We start from the raw sequence: 20,039 nt of genomic DNA, 5'->3' as shown, positions 1-20,039 counted from the left end.
TAAAAATGCCCCAATCAAGGGGCATTTTTTATGACTGCTATTAAAAATCAAAAGCAGCACTTAGCATGAATGTTCGAGGTTGCCCTGCAACCAAATATCCATTGTTGGTATTTGACGTACTGTTGATGTTGTCATATAAGCCAACAGATGACCAATCATTTTTATCAAACACATTATTCACACGGAAGTTAAACATAGTCGGAGTTTGACCCAGTTTAGTTTTATATGTTGCACCAAGATCAAGCGTTGTCCAATCACCTACTGGTATTTATATAAAATCAAGCACTTTGTAGAAAATATGTTTGTAGATTAAAGCAATATAGAGGAATAGCCACTCGATATGAGAAGTTTAAACGGAACTATAAAATTTCTGTTGTATTCGCCTGTATATTGATGGCTCTTGTAGGTTAAGTTATCAATACTAAATATCAACAGATCCTAAGCTACATTTAGCTTATTAATTAAATATTGTTAACAAAAGATTTGACGGTTATGCATTTTTTTTACTCAATAAAAGTGCAAATCCTGCTATTCCAAGCATCCCACTACAAATTCTATTAAACATTTTTTTTGCAGTCCTGGTTGAAAGTAACTTTTGGAGATTTAATCCTAAAAATGCATAAATACTTATCGCTACTATTTCTAAAATAATAAAAACAACTCCAAGTATTAAAAACTGTTCACCAACAGGCTCACTAGAAGATACAAATTGAGGTAAAAAAGCTGTAAAAATTAAAATTGCCTTTGGATTACCACCAGCAACAATAAACTCATGTCGCATAAGTGAAAGCTTACTAGGCTTTTTCACTAAAGATTTTTCACCATGTATAACCTGTTCTTCAGGTTCAATACGCCACAATTGGATAGCTAAATATATTAAGTACAGTGCACCTAATACTTTAATAAAAAGAAATAAGATCTTTGATGTTGTAATAATTGTCGCCAAGCCTGCAGATGCTAAAAATATCATTATCACGAATGCAAATAAACGACCGATTCCTCCGACGAAGGAAGAGCTAAACCCATAATGAACAGCATTATGAACTGATAACATATTGTTAGAGCCTGGGATCATATTTAAAGCAAAACATGCTGGAATAAAAACTAATAAAGTTGTCCACGTCATTTTAAATTACCAAACCTCACCCCAATCTCTAAATTCAAATTTTTAATAGAGATAGGAAATACCATATTTAACATAAAATCTTTTATATCACCCTTCAAAAAACGAACTTTATACTAAAAGCTGAGCTATTGAAAATAATGAGTGTTTTACAAAATTTAGATTTTAGAATTCATTAAAATAGTTAGCTTAAGCATCTAGCCAGATATAATATTTCTTGGCTTTTATAAAATCAAGCAATAAACGCCACTGTAAGATAGTTTGATTTTCTTAAATTACTAAGTAAAAAATCTCTTTACATATAAAGTGCTCCTCTAATTAGGTACTCTTCATTTAAATCAAAGAGTTAATTAAGTTGTATAAAAGTGTTGATTAAAACAGTACTTACCTTAATTAAACTTTCGATATAGTTGAATTTAAAAGTTTATATGAGGCTTATTTTATTTCAATTATAAACTCAGACATTCAATTTTTCATTTAAAAATGATATCTTTGCTCACCATATTTACCTAAAAATCAATGTTGCAGAATCATATGTTTAAAGAGGGACAAATTAAGGTCTACAATGAAAATAAAGGTTATGGCTTCATCCAACTTGAAGATCATGAGAAAGATTTATTTTTTCATATCAGTGATTTTCCTTATAAGCAATTCCCTCCAAGAATCGGAGAAAAATTAAAATTTCGAATTGTGAGTGAAAACGGAAGAATAAAAGCTGAAAATATTATTCGTTTAGATTTTAAGATCGAAGATAAACAAAGTCCAAGTTATAGTAAGCGCCAAATTCGGTCGCAATATAAGAAGAGAAAACCACAGGAAAAGAGCCTCAATTTACTTGAAATTTTTATTGGTGTATTTATATTCTTGGTATTTCTAGCTGTCTTAATTCCATTTTTATCAGGGATATATAAAAGAGAATCTTTAAAAAGACAAGCTGTTGTTCCTGTTGAAAAAATTTCATCTACCGCAACTAATTCAGTTCCACAATATCGTTGTGATGGACGTGTTTACTGTAGTGAGATGAAATCATATGACGAAGCAGTATTTTTTATAAATAATTGCCCAGGAACAAAAATGGACGGTGATGGAGATGGGGTGCCATGCGAAAGTCAATTCTGATACTTCTCCATAAATTTAATTATAGTTTGGTTTTAAAAGCTCTCTAAAGGGCTTTCATGTATATACCCCACACTCTCAATAAAGGAAAATAAATTGAATATTAAGTTTGATCGTTTAAAAAATATTAGCAACCAAGATATTATTGAGCTGAATACAAATGAACGTGTACTCAAACAGATGCCTTTAGCAAATGGGGTTATTTTTGATGAAGAAAAATGTATTGCTTGGGTTAAAGAAAAAGAACAGCAATGGATTGAATATGGTTATGGTCCTTGGGCTTTTATTGTAGATGGGAGATTTGCTGGTTGGGGCGGTATGCAGTATGAAGACGGCGATGCAGACTTAGCTTTAGTACTACATCCTCAGTATTGGGGATTAGGTAAACAAATTTTTAATGAAATTATTAAAAGAGCTTTTACTGAAATGGGTTTTGAGTCAATCACAATTCTATTACCTCCAACAAGGACAAAGTTGAAAGGAATTTTTTTACTAGGCTTTGTGATTGATAGAGAAATTATCATAAGTGGTAAACGTTTTATAAGATACAGACTACATAAATCAGTCACCCTTTAATGTAATGGATCTTACATAAATTAGCACTCATCTAAGAGCCTTATTCTTCGTATCATTCAAAGTGCTACTTTCATGGGTAATTTAATTTTACTGCTTCACTATTTTTAATCTCAAAGTGTCAATACATCCTATTTTCATATTAAAAACATAGAAATAATTTCAACATAGCAAAATGCAGCTTCACGTTCTTTTATCAAACTTTAAATATTCCAATCCCGAGTATGTTCAAGATAAAAAAATACACATTTAAATTTGAAAAATATCACAGATACAACCCACTCAAAGCTTGACCAAACCTAGATCGTTTAGAGATACTGCACTATCTTTACCTATTTAAAAAACTAAAATGAAATCGCATGACCCAATGCAAAAAAAACGCATAAATTCAAAAATCTGGATCGTTGTTGCAGTGATTGTTATTGTTTTAGTGGTGATTTTCTTTGCATGGAAATCTTCAAATAAAAAACAAGTTTCTTCACAAAATGTAGATACACCCTCGTCGAATACAAAACCCTCTCTCACCGTTACAGTGGTACAGCCTGAGCTTCAAAATTGGAAACAATACTTTACCGCCAATGGAAATATTGCTGCTTGGCAAGAAGTCGTCATCGGTAGTGAACTGTCTGGACAGCGCATAACCAAAGTCAATGTCAATGTTGGTGATTCAGTTCAACGTGGGCAAGTACTTGCTGAAATCAATAGCGAAAGTATTCGTGCTGAACTAGCTACAGCAAAAGCCAATTATGCTGAAGCAAAAGCCGTACTTGCAGATGCAATTCTCAATAATCAACGTATCCAACAACTTAAAAATACTGGCGCAATTTCTCAACAGGAAGCTACTCAATATCTGACTTCACGGAATACAGCTCAAGCTCGTCTAGATGCTGCGAAGGCACAAATTGATAGCAATCAACTCCGCTTAACACAAACCCAAGTCATTGCTCCTGATCACGGCGTAATCTCTGCACGTACTGCGACTGTGGGTTCTTTAGCACAAACTGGTCAAGAGTTGTTTCGCTTAATTCGTGATAATCGTTTGGAATGGCGCGCTGAAGTTACCTCTACTGATTTATATAAACTAGCGAAAGGTATGACAGCCCAAATTACCTCGCCTGATCCTTCTCGATCTGCTGTTCAAGGGACAGTAAGAATGATTGCACCTGTGATCGACCCACAAACACGCTATGGTCTGGTCTATGTCGATATACCAACCACTGACGCAGTTCGTATGGGCATGTTTGTTAAGGGCGAATTTGATTTAGGTCAAAAACCCGCTTTAACTGTACCGCAAACCGCTGTTTTGTTACGTGATGGTTTCTCTTATGTATTCATAGTGAATAAAGATAATCGTGTCTCTCAACAAAAAGTCAGCATTGGTAGACGTTTGAATAATCGAGTAGAAATTCTTGATTTACCTGCCAATACTCGAATTGTAGCTTCAGGAACAGGTTTCTTGGCAGATGGGGATTTGGTCAAACTGGGTCAAACCATTCCAGATACCCCGTTAACAAAACAACTTGTGGCTCCACAGGAGAAATGATATGAATTTCTCCGCTTGGTCAATTAAAAATCCAATTCCTGGCATTTTACTTTTCATTATGCTTGGATTAGCGGGTTTAATGTGTTTTCATTGGATGAAAATACAACAATTCCCTGATATTGAGTTGCCGATGGTCACTGTTACGGCGGCTTTACCCGGTGCTGCTCCACCTCAACTTGAAACAGAAGTGGCACGTAAAATTGAAAATTCAATTGCTACTCTACAAGGGCTTAAAAATCAATATACCAATATTCAAGATGGTGTGGTGGTCATTACAGCCGAGTTTCAACTAGAAAAACCGTTGCAAGAAGCTGTCGATGATGTCCGCAATGCCGTTTCGCAAGTGCGTTCAGACTTACCAGCGGATTTACGTGACCCCATTGTCAGCAAAATCAATTTATCTGGCTCACCGATCCTGACCTATACCATTCAATCTCCTCGAATGGATGAAGAAACACTATCTTGGTTTGTCGATTACGATATTGCCCGTGCCATGTTAAAAGTCAAAGGGGTTGGCGCTGTTTCTCGGGTTGGAGGGGTTACTCGTCAAGTCGAAGTTGAACTCGACCCTGAAAAACTTTTAGCACTTAACGCGACAGCAACAGACATTACCCGTCAATTAAGACTGATTCAGCAAGAAGCTTCAGGTGGTCAAACCAAAATCGGAGGCAGTGAACAGTCCATCCGTACCATTGCAACCGTTAAAACAGCTGCTGAAATTGGTACTATGGATATCGCACTGAGCGATGGCAGACATATCCGTCTTGATCAGGTTGCTACTGTACGTGATGGCATTGCTGAACGACGTTCTGCAGCTTTATTAAATGGTCACCCTGTTATTGGATTCGAAATTACACGGAGTAAAGGTGCAAGTGAGGTTGAGGTTGAAACAGGCGTCAAAGTAGCATTGGATCAATTAAAAAAAGCTCATCCAGATATCAAAATCACCGAAGCATTTAACTTTGTAAATCCTGTGGTCGATAACTATAAAGGCTCAATGTCGCTCTTGTATGAGGGTGCAATTCTCGCCATTTTAGTGGTCTGGCTGTTTTTACGGGATTGGCGAGCAACCATCATTGCCGCAACAGCACTGCCCTTATCGATCTTACCTGCTTTAATCGGTATGTATTATTTGGGTTTCACCTTAAATACTGTCACGCTTTTAGCAATGTCATTGGTCGTCGGTATTTTGGTCGATGATGCTATTGTTGAAATTGAAAATATCATCCGGCATCTCAGAATGGGTAAAACACCCTATGAAGCTGCAATGGAGGCAGCAGATGAAATTGGACTAGCTGTCATTGCCACAACATTTACCCTGATTGCAGTATTTTTACCGACAGCATTTATGAGTGGTATTGCAGGTAAATTCTTTGTTCAATTTGGTTGGACTGCTTCATTGGCAATTTTTGCCTCACTTTTAGTGGCGCGTTTGCTCACACCAATGATGTCAGCGTATATTCTCAAACCGTGGATCGGTAAAATAGAAACGCCACAGGTACAAGAAAATCAAATACAACATCCCAATGATCATGGGGATCTTGAGTTAGCACATGATCGTGCAAAAGATGGTCGTGTCATGCGAGCGTATATGCGAATGGTCACATGGTGTTTAAACCACCGTTGGATCACATTGGGCAGCGCTATTTTATTTTTTGTCGGCTCAATTATGCTGATTCCACTCTTACCAACGGGTTTTGTGCCACCGCCAGATACTGGACAAACCCAAGTACGAGTAGAGTTACCACCTGGCTCTCAGTTTCCTGATAGTTTGAAAGCAGCTGAATATGCACGCAATTTAATCAAAGATCATCCTGAAATTAAAAGTGTATACACCACAATTGGTGGAGGATCTTCAGGAACCGATCCATTTGCTGGTGGTGCTTCCAGTGAACCGAGAAAAGCCACCTTAACCATTCAAGTCACCGACCGCTCAGACCGCTCTGTCAGCTTACAAAAAATTGAAAATGATATACGCCAACGCTTGGCACCACTTCCAGGCGCACGTATTCAAGTCGGTATTGCAGGTAATAACAGTCAATATCAAATTGCACTTTCAGGGGATGATCCTGATGTTCTCATCAGCACAGCACGTCAAGTCGAACGTGAGATTCGCACCATACCTAATATTGGCAGTATTACATCAAGTGCTGCATTAATTCGTCCAGAATTAGTGATTCGTCCTGATTTTGCAAAAGCAGCGGATTTAGGCGTCACCACTCAAAATATTGCTGAAACTGTTCGTATTGCCACTGCGGGTGATTTTGATCAGAACTTGGCAAAATTAAATCTGTCACAACGGCAAATTCCCATTGTGATCAAACTGCCTTTATCTGCACGCCAAGATCAAGACTTGATTAAGCGCTTGATGATTACAGGCAGTAAAGGTCCTGTGATGTTAGGGACGATTGCTCAGGTTAATATTGAAAGTGGACCTTCACAAATCGACCGCTTTAATCGATTGCGCAATATCAATTTTAATATCGAACTCAATGATCAACCTTTAGGTGATGTTGCCAATGCAGTAGATCAACTTCCAACCATTAAAAACTTGCCACCTTCAGTAAAGCGTACCAACCTTGGTGATGCGGATGTGATGCAACAGCTATTTGAGAGCTTTGGTCTCGCCATGTTGACGGGTGTACTCTGTATCTACGTGGTGTTGGTATTATTGTTTAAAGACTTCTTACAACCTATCACCATTTTGGTTGCTTTACCTTTATCTCTGGGGGGTGCATTTGTATTGCTGCTTTTGGCAAAGAGCAGTTTTTCCATGCCAAGTCTGATCGGCTTGATTATGTTGATGGGTATTGCCAGTAAGAACTCAATCTTGTTGGTGGATTATGCCATTATCGCACGGAGTGAACGACAATATTCCCGTATCAATGCACTGCTCGATGCCTGTCATAAACGTGCGCGACCTATTATTATGACGACTTTAGCAATGGGTGCAGGAATGTTGCCAATTGCATTGGGTATTGGTACTGATCCAAGCTTTAGAGCGCCAATGGCAATTTCTGTGATTGGAGGGCTGATCACCAGTACTTTCCTCTCCTTACTGGTTATTCCTGTGGTATATACCTTTATTGATGACATTCACAATATATTGTTTAGACGCAATAAAACCAATAAACCATCAGAAGCTCCACTTTAACAGTGAAGGCTAAATATTAGGAAAAATGGGTAAATCAAAAAATAATGCCGATCTAAAGCAAAATTTAGATCGGCATTTTAATCAGCTAAACAACAACATCCCAGCAAATACGGCAAAACATAACCCCGACAAATAATATATCGCTTTTATTTTCGATTGAAACCAATGCAACGCCTTTTTTTGGCTCATCAGATGAATCAACCATAAATTCCAAAATAATACGACACAGACCATCCATAAACTCACCAAGCATAATTGCCATGTTGTATAGGGTCGATAGATCACTAAAATGATTGTGCCGTAAAATAGAATATTTTTAGGATTTAAAACACTGGATTGAATGCCATAAAACAATGATTTTAGTTTTTTAGGGACTTTCTGCTCACTACTACTTACTTGAGTATCATGAGTAAAATCAGCATGCCATGCATATGTAAAGCAGCGATAGGATAAATAGCTTAAATAAATTATCCCACCCCATTTCACCACATCTAAAATAGCTTGATGAAGTTGCCCCAGTATAAACAGTGAAATAAACACAAAGCCGATCACCACGATATTACCGAAGACAATACCAAGACATACACATTTTGCTGCGTGTCGCCCTTCTCTAAATAAAGTGGTTAAAATCAGAAAAAAATCAGGTCCGGGAGAAAGTAAAGCAATAAAATGTGTGACTGCAACAATTAAAAACAGTTCCATTAGCCGATTCCAAAAAATATTTAAATCAGCTTAGATATTTTTGGACCCGCTAATCTTGTAAAAAATTGCGCAATTATGCGCTCAAAAATTGGGTCTGAAACTGTTTAGGTGTTATACCTGTATGGGATTTAAAGACATGGTGAAAATGGCTTTGATCGTTAAAGCCCAAGGCATGCGCAGTCTGAACGATTGTTTGCCCCGACTTTAAAAGATGTCTGGCAGTATTTATTTTCTGATTAAGTTGGTAAGCATGTGGTGTAAGACCAAAATTATTTTTAAATAAGCGAATAATCGCATAACGGCTAATTCCCACCGCTTGACTTAATTCATCCAAAGAAAGAATGTGCTGACTTCTTTCAATTAAAGCAATCATTCTACTCAAATACTTTTGAAAATAATCGGATTGCTTTAAAAGATCCAACTCAAAATGTGACAGTAAAATTTCAGATAAGACTTCAACTAACTTTTGTTGCTTGAATGAAATGGATAAAGATGAATCAAACAATACCTCATTGAGTTGAGTGAATGACTGATAAGCATCTGAATGATAGATAATCTGAGGTTTTAATACCGGAACATGCTGAGGATAAAGCTGCTCAATATCCTCAACCAATTCTGAAAAGAGTTGAACAACCCAATGTGCATCCAAATGCATCATTTGATAGCTCCAAACCTCATTTTCCAGTGGGTTACAGGAGTGCTCAATTTCTGCAGGAATAATGACCAAGCTACCTGCTTGTATTTGTTGATCCTGAGCAAAGTAACTGCTAAATCGACTGATACCACAATCCACAGCACCAATTGAAAATGTCGGATGACTATGGGATTTATAACAAATTCGACTCTGACATGCCCTACGTGTTTCAACATAGGGCATTTGTGGATCACTCCAAAATTCAACAGTTGTATCTGAGTACATCATCTTAGCAATTTGACTGAGATACAGATGTTGGATTATTCAGCCAAGGCTTTTTCAATGTCTTGCTCAATATCTTCAGGTTTGGTAGTAGGCGCGTAACGGTTGATCACTTCTCCTTTTTTGTTGATCAAGAATTTCGTAAAATTCCATTTAATGCCATTCCCCAAAATACCTTTACTGTTATTGGTTAAATAACGGAAAATCACATGTGCTTCTGGTCCTTTGACATTGACTTTGGCAAACATAGGAAATGAAACACCGTAGTTACGCTGGCAGTAGCTGCCAATTTGTTCATTGGTACCCGGATCTTGTCCACCAAATTGATTGCAAGGAAAACCTAGAACTTCAAGTCCTTGATCTTTATATTTTTCATAAAGTTTTTCCAATCCTGCAAACTGTGGAGTGAAACCACATTTACTCGCAGTATTGACAATCAATAAAACTTTTCCTTGGTAATCTGAAAAAGATTTATTTTCACCCTCTAACAACTCAGCCTCGAACTGATAAATGTTGGTCATGGATACGTTTCCTCGTCGCCTTTTTCTTGTGATTTTAGTTCTAAAGAAGCGGAATTCACGCAATAGCGTAAGCCCGTCGGTTGTGGTCCATCTTCAAACACATGTCCCAAATGTGCGTCGCAATGATGGCATATAATTTCGACACGATCCATCCCATGAGAGTGATCATCTTGTTCTTCTATAACACTATTATTAATCGGTTTAAAAAAACTCGGCCATCCGCAACCACTGTCATATTTGGTGTCAGAGGTGAATAATTCTGTACCACAGCATCGACAAACATAAGTTCCATGCTGTTTAGTATTCCAATATTTACCTGTAAAAGGAGCCTCTGTGCCCTTTTGTCGGGTAATTTTAAATTCCTCTGGTGATAACTCTCTTTGCCATTCTCGGTCTGTTTTATTGAGTTTTCCCATCATTAAACTCCTTTAAATCTTTGACATTCAATGTCATGCTTCAGTACTTCCATATTTACGCTAGAGCTTGGAAAATTTCTAGCTAAATTTCAACATAGATTGTGATATTTCAGTAATCTATATTTTTAACTCAAAATAATTGGATAAGATTATGTCCGTTTTAGGTAACACAACCCCACGCGAAATCAAAAAATCGTCAAAGTTAGAGCATGTTTGCTACGACATTCGTGGACCAGTGTTACGAGCGGCCAATGAGATGGAAGAAGCCGGTCATAAAATTATTAAGCTCAATATTGGGAATCCCGCCCCGTTTGGCTTTGAAGCCCCTCAAGAAATTATCAATGATGTGGCTTTAAATTTACCGAATGCAGTCGGCTATACAGATTCCAAAGGTATTTTCCCGGCACGTAAGGCAATTTGTCAGTATTACCAGCAAAAAGGAATTTTGGATTTACATGTCAAAGATGTGTATATCGGAAATGGCGTATCTGAACTGATTGTTATGGCAATGCAAGGCTTATTGGATGATGGCGACGAAATGCTGGTTCCTATGCCTGATTATCCATTATGGACTGCTGCGGTAAATCTTTCGGGCGGTACTGCGATTCATTATAAGTGTGATGATCAAAACTATTGGTACCCAGACATTGCCGACATGGAAAGTAAAATCACACCAAATACTCGTGGTATTGTGGTCATTAACCCTAATAATCCAACAGGCTCGGTGTATCCACGTCATGTTTTAGAACAGATTGTTGCACTGGCTAAAAAATATGATCTGATTTTATTTGCAGACGAAATTTACGACAAAATCGTCTATGACGGTATCGAACACGTTTCTGTAGCTGCACTTGCAGGTAATCAGTTATGTATTTCTTTCAATGGTCTGTCTAAAGCATATCGTATCGCAGGTTACCGTTCAGGTTGGATGGCGATTACCGGTGATAAATCACGTGCTGCAGATTATATTGAAGGTTTAGACATGCTTGCGTCAATGCGTTTGTGTGCTAACCATCAAGCACAATATGCGATTCAAACAGCGTTAGGAGGTTATCAATCGATTAATGACTTGATTCGTCCTGGTGGTCGTTTGTACGAACAACGTAATATCGCATGGGAAATGTTGAACGACATTCCAGGGGTATCTTGTGTTAAACCTGAAGGCGCAATGTACTGCTTCCCTAAACTTGATCCAGAAATTTATCCTATCGAAGATGATGAAAAATTCATGTTAGATTTCTTAAAAGCTGAAAAAGTTTTATTGGTACAAGGCACAGGTTTTAACTGGCCTACGCCTGATCATTTCCGCGTAGTTTTCCTCCCAGCTGAAAATGAGCTTCGTGAAGCAATGAACCGTTTAAGCCGTTTCTTGGCGAAAATGCGTTAACTTTCACCGATCCCAAGCATAACGAAAGGCATTCGTTTTTGAATGCCTTTTTTACTTCTCAACCTTCAGTATGCCCTCAAACAACACTATTGACGGTATATTGCACAATATATTCATCGAATGCTGAAAAATCATCCTGATCGTGACTTTATCTCATTTTAAGAGTATGTAACTATAAATTTGAATGATTATTTAGAAACTTGCATTTTTAAATAAGTATGGGCAACACTCCAGTATTTATATAGATTTAAAACTGGCATAAAAAATGCTTAAGACCAGAACAAAGACTGAAAAGGAAGACTTATGAAAAAGACGGTTACTGCGCTTGCGCTTGCAATTGGCATGATTTTGCCCTTTAGTAGCTATGCAAAAAACAATGTCGTTGTTGTTGCAACAGGTGGAACAATCGCTGGAGCAGGTGCAAGCTCGACCAACAGTGCAACCTATACTGCGGCAAAGGTTCCTGTGGATGATTTACTCAATGCTGTTCCACAGATCCAAAACCTTGCCAATGTGACTGGTGTACAAGCTTTGCAGGTCGCTTCTGAAAGTATAACCGACAAAGAGCTGTTAACTATTGCGCGTAAAGTCAATGAATTGGTTAAAAAACCTGATGTGAATGGTGTGGTCATTACACATGGTACAGATACATTAGAAGAAACAGCTTATTTTCTTAGTCTCACAGTTCATACTGATAAGCCGATTGTCGTGGTTGGCTCTATGCGTCCACCTTCAGCACTTTCTGCTGATGGACCTTTGAACCTTTATAGTGCTGTCGCATTGGCTGCTTCAGACACTGCCAAAGGAAAAGGCGTCTTTGTGCTGATGAATGATGATATTTTTGCAGCACGCGATGTCACTAAAGCCATCAATATCCATACTGATGCATTTGCAAGCCAATGGGGTGCTTTAGGCACACTGGTTGAAGGAAAGCCATATTGGTTCAGAAATGTTGCTAAGCGTTTTAACAATAGTTCTGAATTTAATATTGAAAATATTCAAGGTGATACACTCCCACTTGTACAGATCGTTTATGGTTCTGGCAATATGCTTCCAGATGCATATTTGGCTTATGCAAAAGCTGGCGCTAAAGCAATTATTCATGCGGGAACAGGAAATGGTTCTGTTGCGAATTATATTGTGCCGACATTGAATCAACTTCAACAACAAGGCGTACAAATCATTCGTTCGTCACGTGTTCCACAAGGCTTTATCTTGCGTAATGCTGAGCAACCTGATGATAAATACGGTTGGGTTGTAGCACATGATTTAAACCCACAAAAAGCCAAACTTCTAGCAGCATTAGCGCTCACAAAAACCAAAGATCCTAAAGAAATCCAGCGTATGTTCTGGGAATATTAATGCTTTAGGGTAAACACTTGCCACATATTGAACTGTATCGATAATATGTGGCATTTTTTATGATGGTCGTTAAAAATAAATATTGAGCAAAAACCACAACATCATTTTGGTGCAAATAATGAAAATACAGCTGATAACACTCCTCATACTTTCAGGTTGTTGCCTTTCTAACGCTTCTGCCAATGTCCCTTTTAAAAAAGTATCTGAGTGTGATAGTGATTATTTTAATGGCGATTATTGCACTAAAGCCAATATGGCAAAATATAAAACAGCACTTAAAAACATGAAGGCTAATTTTGATAAAAAATATATCCTATTAAATACTGGAACTTCTGACTCATTAGAAATGATTGCATTAGATACCCAAACTGGTATTGCCTACCCACTCAATTATCAATTTACGGGCTGGGAAGATAATCAAGGCAATGTTAAAAAGAAACCATCCTATACATTTTCCTTAAATGATCCAAAATTATGTTTGATGGGCTCGCAGTTTGATGGTGATCATCCTGGTACGCATGAAACCTATAGCAATATTCGAAACTGTTTTAGCATCAAAAAAGAACGCTCATTTACATCTTTTGATTCAACCTATACCGACAAAGTTCAATATCAATATGATGATAAAAAAAAGACATGGATTCCTTATCCAGATTAATCCGCTCTGCTGAGTAATTTAACACGCGCTATACGTTGCTTTGTCCAATTCATACAATTCGCCAAGATCAAGTATTTTTATTACAAGTTCTTGGCTTTTTTGACTCAATCGCTCCACATTATATGTTCCTAATTAAGCGTTAGTTTTGATTAGTTTGGTTTTTATCATCTTTTTATATTGTCTTTGTTCTTTTTTGATTTTGTTGTCTTTTTAAATTGTCAGACAAAATAAATCGGTGATGTCCTGTAAAGCATAGAACTTGTCCTAAACTCCAATTCTGAGCCTATGTTATTCCTCCTAGGATAAAAAATGACAGAATTTTAGTGAAATACAATGAACAAAATACTCCCTAAATTTTCATTTTTGAGCAAGTTTTCTGGAAGGAGTTTACTTTTAGGACAAGCTTTGCTTGATCAAGCTGTTAAATATTCAACTTTGCCATTTTCAGCTGCAGACATCATTCACCCACGAGTGGATGATAAATTTTATTCGTGGACGCATTATGGAATTTTCTTTCCGCTATTGCCTGAACCACATCGCTACTTAAATATTATGATTTTTATTGGTACTCCAGGTGTCTTGGCTTTTGATCATGACGCAATTACCCACGGAGATCCTCGACAATCTGCTACATTCTTTTCCAGTACTGCAGCCGTAGAAGATCATTTACTCAAAGCCTATATGATTCCACAAGAAACACATATTTCGGATTCAGATCATCTGATAACGTTAGGTGAAGAAGTCTCAATTTCTGGTCAATTGCCTTACATTCATTTGAAAGGACATTATTGTGGATTAGATTTTGAATTTGATTTAAATGTTTCCGATCATGCATCATGGTTTGTAAAATCACCAATTTATGATCATTTTAGTCTGTTAAGTCACTTTAAAGGAAAATTAGAATATCAAGGTGAATATACGCTTACTGAAGGCTTATGTACGTATGAATATGCACGTGCAGTTGGTCCTTATAACCTTTCAAAGACATTACTTGAGGAGCACAATAAAATTCCTTTAACATTCTTTACCTACCAAATCATTAATTTGGATAGTGCAACGCAATTATTGTTGACCAAAGTTGATGTGCTTGGAAAACCTGCTGCGTACACCTTACATATACGACATACTGATCGTCCTGCGGAAGTCTATACACAAGTAGAATTTAAAGTAATCGCACATGACGTTGATGATTATGTTGCACCAGACGGACATAAGATGCGTTTACCACGTTTATTTAGTTGGACAGTTCATAATGATACCCATGAACTTATATTAGATATTACCGCTGAAATTGATAGCCCTTATCGCTATGGGCATGGTCGTGGTTATGCCAGTGCCTATAATTTTGCAGGGCAATATTTAGAAACTGCGGTTGAAGGACGTGGCTATATTGAATATATTGATATGGTCGACCAGAATAGTTTTAATGATTGATCTATTAACTTTATATAACCTGAGTTCGATAAAAATCCTTGATGAAAGATGATACAGTCAAACTGCCTGATTATTCATATAAGTGATTTAGATGATTCATTTATTTTGTACTTTTTGAATCATTGATGTTGTTGCTATCGTGAGGCGACATGGATGTCGCCATGTTGAGCGGGGGTAAAGGATGTACCCCTCGCTCAACGAAAGATTTTTGTCACTTTTCATCTCTGAAAAGTGAGGTATCGCCTACGCAAAAGAATTTAAACTTTAGAAGAAAAGCATGGCAGTGCAAGCTTTAGATCATCAAACAATCTATTGATCGCTTTCATTTTATTGATCAAGAGAAATGAAACGCTATTGATGGTTGCGCTTACGGATCTCCGCTCCTCGTCCTCAAATTGGATGAAAATCCAGCAAATATCTACATGGATTTATTATTTTTCAATGAGTTGAATATTTAATTGCATCGAACTCACGTTATATATTAAGTCTCAATGCTCAAAACAACAGCAATATTGTCACCATAAAAAAGAGGCTTCAGCCTCTTTTCATTAGATCAAATCATTCAATTTAATTAAGCAGGTTGTGTTAATTCTGTCATTGGCCACCGTGGCGTTGTGGTCACAGCTAATCCATCCTGCTGCCCCGCTTTTAGACGCTGATAACCAGCAAATGCAATCATGGCACCATTATCGGTACATAAAGCAGGTTCAGCATAATAAACTGTTGCTTTAATTTTAGCTAAGTCTAACTCTAAACGTTCTCTTAATCGTTTATTTGCACTTACGCCACCCGCGATCACTAAACTTTTTAGACCCGTTTGTTTTAGTGCTTTTACTGATTTCTTTACTAAAGTATCCACCAAAGCTTCTTGGAATGAAGCTGCAATGTCAGCATGATAGTTTTCAGTATTGGCATGTTCAGTTTCAAGTTTTTTCAGTTGTACTGAAACCGCAGTTTTTAAACCACTAAATGAAAAATCCAAGCCTTGATGCAACATAGGGCGCGGAAATTCAAATGCTTCTTTACTGCCTTGTTCAGCTAATTTTGAAATATTTGGTCCGCCGGGATAAGGTAATTTCAACATTTTCGCAACTTTATCAAATGCCTCACCTGCAGCGTCGTCAATCGACTCACCTAGAATTTCATACTGACCTATTCCATGCGCAGCCATCAATTGGGTGTGTCCACCTGAGACCAATAAAGCAACAAATGGAAATTTTGGAGGAGTTTCTGATAATAATGGTGCCAACATATGCCCTTCCATATGATGCACACCAATCGCTGGTTTATTTAAAGCAAAAGCCAAAGTTCGACCAAACAAAGCGCCTGTCATCAATGCACCCATTAAGCCTGGTCCACGTGTATATGCTACTGCATCAATTTCAGACTTCTTAATACCACTCTGCTCAAGCAATTGATTAATCAAAGGAATTAGCTTTCTCACATGATCTCGTGAGGCTAACTCTGGAACCACACCACCATACTCTGCATGCAATTTAATTTGACTATATAGCACTTGTCCTCTTAAGCCGACTTCACTGTCATAAAGTGCCAAACCTGTTTCATCACACGAAGTTTCTAAGCCAAGAACGATCATTAAATTGCCTTTTACCTATTTCAAAATATTGCCAAAGCTATTATAGACTTGTGATATGAGATGTAAATGAGTAAAATACTGACCTTCACTTGTGATCTAGGGTAATTCGACCCTGATCTTATCCATAACTTAATGAGGATTCTTCATGCCACAAGTTAAATTGAAAGAAGGCGAACCAGTTGACGTAGCTATTCGTCGTTTCAAACGTTCATGCGAAAAAGCGGGTGTTTTAGCTGACGTTCGTAAACGTGAATTCTACGAGAAACCAACTCAAGAACGTAAACGTAAAAAAGCTGCTGCTGTTAAACGCTACCAAAAGAAATTGGCGCGTGAATCAGTACGTACAACTCGCCTTTACTAAGATTAATTTGTGATTGATTGACTCAACCTGGACAACATAATGACGACTTTAAAAAACCAAATAACTGATGTTTTGAAAGCAACAATGCGTGCTAAAGAAATGGATAAGTTAACGGTAATACGTGGTCTACAGGCAGCAATCAAGCAAATCGAAGTCGATGAGCGCATAGAGCTTGACGATAATCAAGTTCTTGCGGTCATTGAAAAGCAAATCAAACAACGTAAAGAATCGGTCAAAGCCTTTGAAGGCGCAGGCCGTGAAGATTTAGCTAGTAAAGAACAAGCCGAAATTGAAGTTTTATCTCAATTTCTACCTGAAGCTATGTCAGAGGACGAGCTTGATTCTCTCATTGCGCAAACAATTGAAGCGCAAGGTGCAACTAGCATGAAAGATATGGGTAAGGTGATGAATTCTCTACGTCCGATCATAGCCGGACGTGCCGATCCTGCACAAGTTTCTGCCAAAATTAAAGCAAAACTTGGCTAAGCCCCAGTCATTAATCTACATTTCTGTTTGATTTGGTCTATTTAATCCATTTATTTTGCAATGAAATAATACACCGTTAAATAGTCCAAATAATCATATCAAAAAGCATTTCAATTCTACATTTAATCTGATAATGACAAATATCTCTCAAACAACCATCAACTGAATCTTTACAGATTGATATTCAAGATTTTCATTAAAAAACCGTCCTTTTCAGACAACTTTCGTGCCAGTAAGTTTTCAACATCAGCGTTTAAAAACAAGAAAGTTCCATTTAGAAAATAAGGTATGGACAAACAACTTTGATGCTTAAGTTATATCGCCTTTTTGCTTGAATTTTGCATTTCCCCAAAAACTAATCGATACACTATTGAGCTACCCATCAATATTATGAATACCCATAACACCTTAAAACCCATTTGAAGCATTTAAACAAATAATTAAATACAAAGTTTTCTTGGTTTTACAATGCGATCAAGCGTGATTGACAAAAAAGCCTTTAACGCCTACAAATTTGGTTCATCCAATGCCTATGCAAGGTTTTCAGGAAACTCCTCAACACAGTTAGCGTATCTTGTATTGTAGAAAATAAACCATGTGTATCAGAGGGTTGAATAATTTTTCGAGCATGTTTGATTATTTTCAATTTTAAATTGCATCATATCTATAACTCAATGTTTCCTAGATACCCTCTGATCAAGACAAAGACTATTTCAAATCACATTGAATATTATATTTATGAAGTAACTGCATTTCAGGAGAAGACATTACTTTTTCAATCACATTTTGCTTAGTCATCGACTGAACTGACAAAGGTAAATACTGGCGACTTTCATCAGTTGTTTTATATATATCATTCACATATTTCTGAACAATTGAACAAAATTGTGCTTTTTGTTGTTCATTAAATTGAGTTAATTTAGGGTCTAAACTACGCAAAAAAAACTTCATATCAGCATTATATTGAGCAGAAATACGCTCTACCTCACGAACATATTGTTCTGGCACCGCAGCAGATAAACTATGTGTAAATAGTAAAGCGCTTAAAAAAATTAGAATTTTCTTCATGTGAATCAAATACTTTATTATACATTCTCAGTCATTTAAGATTAACCTGTTCATAGCAGAATAGAAAGTAAATTTTCTTTAATCTGTTTATTTAAAACAAAGAATACGATTAAATTTTCATTTTTCGTTCGTCTTGCATTACTTTAAGCCTTGTTTCGATTCGCGCACTCATTGCATTGTTTTCTTTAGCAAGACGCTTGGCATGTAAAAGTGATTTAATGGCATTTTCTTCATCACCTGTCCAATACTGAGCTTCCGCTCTATTTCTTAGAACATTTACAGTACGCATCGGATTTTGTTTGTCTAAATTCGCTGCCTGTTGCAACAATTGCCAACCAATAATATCTTTATTGTTTTTACTGACAAATCGATTAACCAATTGTTCAGCTTCTTTCGGCTTATTTTGTCTTAAATACACTTCAGCCAATTTATAGCTTAATGCCCGATTTTCAGGCGTAATGCGCTGTTTTGTGATAATGGTTTGGTAAGCATCATCGATTTTGTTTCTACCCAAATAAATATTGGTTTGAATTAGGCTCACCAAAGTATGATCTGGATTGATTTGTTTAGCTAAATTAAGCTGAGATTGAGCATTGTCATAATCACCTTGGAGTAAATAAAACTCACTTAATGCCAACAAACCGGGAAAATTATTTTTTCGCGCAAAAGCCATTAACTGACGATCATTGGCTTGCCCAGAAACCACTAAAGTATACCATTTGATGATATCAAATTCTTGCTGTGAGCTATGTGTGGTAACTTTTGGAAATTGATTTGCTCTTAACCTCGCCTCACTCATCCGCTCTGTTGTTAGCGGGTGCGTAAGCCAAAAATCAGGTAAAAAACTAAGCTGACTGGTTGCTCGATGCATAATTTCAAAGAAGTCAGCCATACTTTCTGGATCATAACCCGCACCATACATAAATTGCATACCGATACGATCAGCTTCGCGCTCTTGGTTACGGCTATAACTCAGTTGTTTGTCCATGAGTGCAGCTTGTGTACCCATCATCACAGCACCGCCAACATCACCATCTGCCTTGGAAGCCAATGCGGCACCGACAATAATACCTGCGAGTGCCAATAAGCCTTGCCCTTTAAATGCTTCTTGGGAGCGACTGTAATGACGCTGGGTAACATGGGCGATTTCATGCCCCATCACACTGGCAACTTCATCGATATTGTTTGATGCTGTGACCATCCCTGTATTGAGCGCAAATAAACCACCCGGAACAGCAAAAGCATTAATTTGTGAATCCTTGATGAGCACCAAGCCGACAGGTTGTCCAAGTTGGGTCTGGCTTAGGATTCTGGAGAAAACCATCATAAACTGGTCTTCTAACCATGGGTCATGGAGTACAGGCATCTGCTGTTGAACTTGACGATAGACTTTTTCACCAATGGTTTTTTCTTTTTGTTGATCAATAAACCCTACCCCACCACCAATTTCAGGAACATCAAATTGCCCCCCATTTTGATGCTGGGTAAATGTCGCTGCTGAGCTGATTGAAATGCTCAAACATAAACATAAGCTGAGTAAGGTCTTGTTCAATAGATCGGCTCAATAATCTTTGTGTTTTCAATATAACATTGAATTTAGAACAAATTTGCAATGAAGTGTT

At 37.3% G+C, this 20,039-nt stretch carries 18 protein-coding genes and 2 pseudogenes; 11 read left to right on the top strand and 9 right to left on the bottom strand.

Annotation, left to right across the window (positions count from 1 at the left end):
- Window positions 1–40: 40 nt before the first annotated feature.
- A pseudogene (locus tag AC1Z3T_RS12985) lies at window positions 41–268 on the bottom strand (TonB-dependent siderophore receptor); the annotation flags it as partial.
- On the opposite strand from AC1Z3T_RS12985, the pseudogene AC1Z3T_RS12980 reads away from it, so the two are divergent.
- A pseudogene (locus tag AC1Z3T_RS12980) lies at window positions 263–411 on the top strand (IS5/IS1182 family transposase); the annotation flags it as partial. The pseudogenes AC1Z3T_RS12985 and AC1Z3T_RS12980 sit on opposite strands and share 6 nt — an antisense overlap.
- A 79-nt stretch (window positions 412–490) precedes the next feature.
- Here the strand turns inward: AC1Z3T_RS12980 and AC1Z3T_RS12975 are convergent.
- The gene (locus AC1Z3T_RS12975; RefSeq protein WP_004831071.1) at window positions 491–1,126 is read right to left on the bottom strand and encodes a LysE family translocator; all 636 of its coding nucleotides are present in this window, start codon (window positions 1,124–1,126) and stop codon (window positions 491–493) included.
- Between the two features lie 531 nt (window positions 1,127–1,657).
- On the opposite strand from AC1Z3T_RS12975, the gene AC1Z3T_RS12970 reads away from it, so the two are divergent.
- The 4 genes from AC1Z3T_RS12970 to AC1Z3T_RS12955 all read left to right on the top strand — a co-directional run bounded on the left by AC1Z3T_RS12970 (window position 1,658) and on the right by AC1Z3T_RS12955 (window position 7,509).
- The gene (locus AC1Z3T_RS12970; protein ID WP_010591448.1) at window positions 1,658–2,242 is read left to right on the top strand and encodes a cold shock domain-containing protein; all 585 of its coding nucleotides are present in this window, start codon (window positions 1,658–1,660) and stop codon (window positions 2,240–2,242) included.
- A gap of 93 nt (window positions 2,243–2,335) precedes the next feature.
- On the top strand, window positions 2,336–2,815 hold the full coding sequence (locus tag AC1Z3T_RS12965) for a GNAT family N-acetyltransferase (RefSeq protein ID WP_100885052.1): 480 nt from the start codon (window positions 2,336–2,338) through the stop codon (window positions 2,813–2,815).
- A gap of 364 nt (window positions 2,816–3,179) precedes the next feature.
- Window positions 3,180–4,355, top strand: a complete 1,176-nt coding sequence (locus AC1Z3T_RS12960; RefSeq protein WP_100885051.1) for an efflux RND transporter periplasmic adaptor subunit — start codon at window positions 3,180–3,182, stop codon at window positions 4,353–4,355.
- 1 nt (window position 4,356) lies between these two features.
- Window positions 4,357–7,509 carry an efflux RND transporter permease subunit gene (locus tag AC1Z3T_RS12955; protein ID WP_100885050.1) on the top strand — a complete coding sequence of 1,051 codons (3,153 nt, stop codon included), beginning with the start codon at window positions 4,357–4,359 and terminating at the stop codon, window positions 7,507–7,509.
- Between the two features lie 81 nt (window positions 7,510–7,590).
- Here the strand turns inward: AC1Z3T_RS12955 and AC1Z3T_RS12950 are convergent, their stop codons facing one another.
- The 4 genes from AC1Z3T_RS12950 to msrB all read right to left on the bottom strand — a co-directional run bounded on the left by AC1Z3T_RS12950 (window position 7,591) and on the right by msrB (window position 10,064).
- Window positions 7,591–8,211: a LysE family translocator gene (locus tag AC1Z3T_RS12950; protein ID WP_100885049.1), complete on the bottom strand. Its 621-nt coding sequence runs from the start codon at window positions 8,209–8,211 to the stop codon at window positions 7,591–7,593.
- Window positions 8,212–8,284: 73 nt separating this feature from the next.
- Complete coding sequence (locus tag AC1Z3T_RS12945) at window positions 8,285–9,130, bottom strand: helix-turn-helix domain-containing protein (RefSeq protein ID WP_213065035.1); 846 nt, start codon at window positions 9,128–9,130, stop codon at window positions 8,285–8,287.
- 35 nt (window positions 9,131–9,165) lie between these two features.
- Window positions 9,166–9,648: a glutathione peroxidase gene (locus AC1Z3T_RS12940; protein ID WP_004831079.1), complete on the bottom strand. Its 483-nt coding sequence runs from the start codon at window positions 9,646–9,648 to the stop codon at window positions 9,166–9,168.
- The gene (gene msrB / locus AC1Z3T_RS12935) at window positions 9,645–10,064 is read right to left on the bottom strand and encodes a peptide-methionine (R)-S-oxide reductase MsrB (RefSeq protein ID WP_004831080.1); all 420 of its coding nucleotides are present in this window, start codon (window positions 10,062–10,064) and stop codon (window positions 9,645–9,647) included. The genes AC1Z3T_RS12940 and msrB overlap by 4 nt, the downstream gene beginning before the upstream one ends.
- 151 nt (window positions 10,065–10,215) lie before the next feature.
- Here msrB and AC1Z3T_RS12930 point away from each other — a divergent pair, with 151 nt between their 5' ends.
- The 4 genes from AC1Z3T_RS12930 (at window position 10,216) to AC1Z3T_RS12915 (ending at window position 14,905) form a co-directional block, all read left to right on the top strand.
- Window positions 10,216–11,451 (top strand): pyridoxal phosphate-dependent aminotransferase, encoded by a 1,236-nt coding sequence (locus tag AC1Z3T_RS12930; protein ID WP_004831081.1) that lies wholly within the window; start codon window positions 10,216–10,218, stop codon window positions 11,449–11,451.
- Between the two features lie 303 nt (window positions 11,452–11,754).
- Window positions 11,755–12,813: an asparaginase gene (locus AC1Z3T_RS12925; protein ID WP_005029392.1), complete on the top strand. Its 1,059-nt coding sequence runs from the start codon at window positions 11,755–11,757 to the stop codon at window positions 12,811–12,813.
- Between the two features lie 118 nt (window positions 12,814–12,931).
- Window positions 12,932–13,471: a hypothetical protein gene (locus AC1Z3T_RS12920; protein WP_100885048.1), complete on the top strand. Its 540-nt coding sequence runs from the start codon at window positions 12,932–12,934 to the stop codon at window positions 13,469–13,471.
- Between the two features lie 333 nt (window positions 13,472–13,804).
- Window positions 13,805–14,905: a DUF6670 family protein gene (locus AC1Z3T_RS12915; protein WP_100885047.1), complete on the top strand. Its 1,101-nt coding sequence runs from the start codon at window positions 13,805–13,807 to the stop codon at window positions 14,903–14,905.
- Between the two features lie 571 nt (window positions 14,906–15,476).
- Here the strand turns inward: AC1Z3T_RS12915 and tsaD are convergent.
- Window positions 15,477–16,502, bottom strand: coding sequence for a tRNA (adenosine(37)-N6)-threonylcarbamoyltransferase complex transferase subunit TsaD (gene tsaD / locus AC1Z3T_RS12910; RefSeq protein ID WP_100885046.1), 1,026 nt, complete (start codon window positions 16,500–16,502; stop codon window positions 15,477–15,479).
- A 145-nt stretch (window positions 16,503–16,647) separates the two neighbouring features.
- Here tsaD and rpsU point away from each other — a divergent pair, with 145 nt between their 5' ends.
- Both rpsU and AC1Z3T_RS12900 read left to right on the top strand, forming a co-directional pair.
- A complete protein-coding gene (gene rpsU / locus AC1Z3T_RS12905) occupies window positions 16,648–16,863 on the top strand; it encodes a 30S ribosomal protein S21 (RefSeq protein WP_001136722.1) in 216 nt (71 codons plus the stop codon).
- Window positions 16,864–16,902: 39 nt separating this feature from the next.
- On the top strand, window positions 16,903–17,349 hold the full coding sequence (locus tag AC1Z3T_RS12900; protein WP_004831087.1) for a GatB/YqeY domain-containing protein: 447 nt from the start codon (window positions 16,903–16,905) through the stop codon (window positions 17,347–17,349).
- A gap of 708 nt (window positions 17,350–18,057) precedes the next feature.
- Here the strand turns inward: AC1Z3T_RS12900 and AC1Z3T_RS12895 are convergent.
- Both AC1Z3T_RS12895 and AC1Z3T_RS12890 read right to left on the bottom strand, forming a co-directional pair.
- Window positions 18,058–18,417 (bottom strand): hypothetical protein, encoded by a 360-nt coding sequence (locus AC1Z3T_RS12895; RefSeq protein WP_100885045.1) that lies wholly within the window; start codon window positions 18,415–18,417, stop codon window positions 18,058–18,060.
- 109 nt (window positions 18,418–18,526) lie between these two features.
- Window positions 18,527–19,969, bottom strand: a complete 1,443-nt coding sequence (locus tag AC1Z3T_RS12890; RefSeq protein WP_004831090.1) for a M48 family metalloprotease — start codon at window positions 19,967–19,969, stop codon at window positions 18,527–18,529.
- Window positions 19,970–20,039: the final 70 nt, after the last annotated feature.

The organism is Acinetobacter sp. B-6, from assembly GCF_056930735.1.
This window is presented reverse-complemented; position numbering and strand designations above follow the sequence as displayed.